Raw genomic sequence first — 1,416 nt, 5'->3', positions numbered from 1 at the left:
TTAATAACAACAATTTTTCTAATTTTGGAGCTCGAAAAAATGAATTACTTGTTGAGTATACACAATCTCAATTCTTTAAAAAATTTACAAAGTTTGCTCTTGTGTTCATATTCTCATTATTGTTAGTCAATTTTATTTTTTACAATTTCTACTTTAATAAAGTAGAAGGTCTACAACAAACCTCACTTGTAAATCAGCATTCAAAATCAAAAATTATTGGATTAAGCAAAAAGATCGAAAAATCTGAAAAGATTGTAAACGATATACTTCACAGTAGTAGCTCTAAAAGCTCATATTATTTAAACCATATAGTTAACAGTATTCCATCATCAATGCAGCTTTCACAAGTCGATTACCAACCCCTATTAAAAAAGATTAAATCTGATGAACCTATTTTAATAGACAATAATATCATATTAATTTCTGGTGATTCAACTGACAGTGAGATGTTTTCTTTTTGGATTAAGGAACTAGAGGTTCTTACTTGGGTTGAGAAAATTGAAATTATTGATTATAGTGACTTGACTAACCACATTTCAAGTTTTAGTATAAAAATCACAATGAAGAATGACTAACAGAAATAGAAATATTGCTTTAATTATTGGTTTTTTTATCGCTATCTTAATTTGCTATCAGCTAGCTTTTTCAAAAACTTTTGAATTAAAATCAGAGTATCAAAAACTATCAAATGAATATCTTCTATTTCAGAATATCCCTAAACAATTGTCAATCTTGAAACAAAAAGAACAGTTTTATGATTCCCTTCTTACCATAAATCAACTAAAAGACAGTTCTATTCAAAATAGTCTTTTAAATACTATTAATCATTATGCTCAAAGTAATAACCTTAAAGTTAGTAGTTTTTTAAAACCTCATGTGAATATTAAAAATGAAGAGCTTACTATTAAAACCTATCAATTTATTTTAGAAGGTGATTATAATACCATAATAAACTTAATTTATCACCTTGAGCAAAAAACTAAATTTGGTGAAGTTATTAATCTCCAATTTGAAAAGAAAAAGAATTTCAAAACAGGTAACTATTATTTACAGGCATCTGTTTTACTTAAGAGTCTTGGATGATTACACAATACTCAAGTAATTCAAATAACATATCCTAATTATAGTGTCAAAAGCCATTAACTGAAAACAAAATTCAGTTATGTCTAACCTTAATGAAAGAGGAAAAAATACGTAGTTCTACGTATTGTATATCATTTCGATTAGATTTATCTTTATACTTCTCTCTGTTGACATTCCCCTTGTCTTAAATTATAACCAATATGAGTTCATCGTGACTCAACACCAAATTATTAATTTAAACAAATTATTATGGCAACTAATCCTGTTTCAATTCCAATTAATGGAGACTCATCGGGTCTTATTATATGTAATGCTCATGCTGCATATTATCAA

2 protein-coding genes are annotated in these 1,416 nt (G+C 26.7%); both read left to right on the top strand.

The window, feature by feature from the left end; all coding sequences use genetic code 11:
* Positions 1 to 575 (top strand): hypothetical protein (locus IEW41_RS14430; protein ID WP_188607081.1); only part of this gene is annotated, 575 nt, incomplete at its 5' end.
* Complete coding sequence (locus IEW41_RS14425; protein ID WP_188607080.1) at positions 568 to 1,083, top strand: hypothetical protein; 516 nt, start codon at positions 568 to 570, stop codon at positions 1,081 to 1,083. The genes IEW41_RS14430 and IEW41_RS14425, both read left to right, overlap by 8 nt.
* Positions 1,084 to 1,416: the final 333 nt, after the last annotated feature.

This window comes from Aquaticitalea lipolytica (genome assembly GCF_014641635.1).
GTDB classification, from domain to species: Bacteria; Bacteroidota; Bacteroidia; order Flavobacteriales; family Flavobacteriaceae; genus Aquaticitalea; species Aquaticitalea lipolytica.
This window is presented reverse-complemented; position numbering and strand designations above follow the sequence as displayed.

Excerpts from the sequence above, each read along its gene's own strand:
- IEW41_RS14425 (WP_188607080.1), top strand. The coding sequence starts at position 568 with ATGACTAACAGAAATAGAAATATTGCTTTAATTATTGGTTTTTTTATC.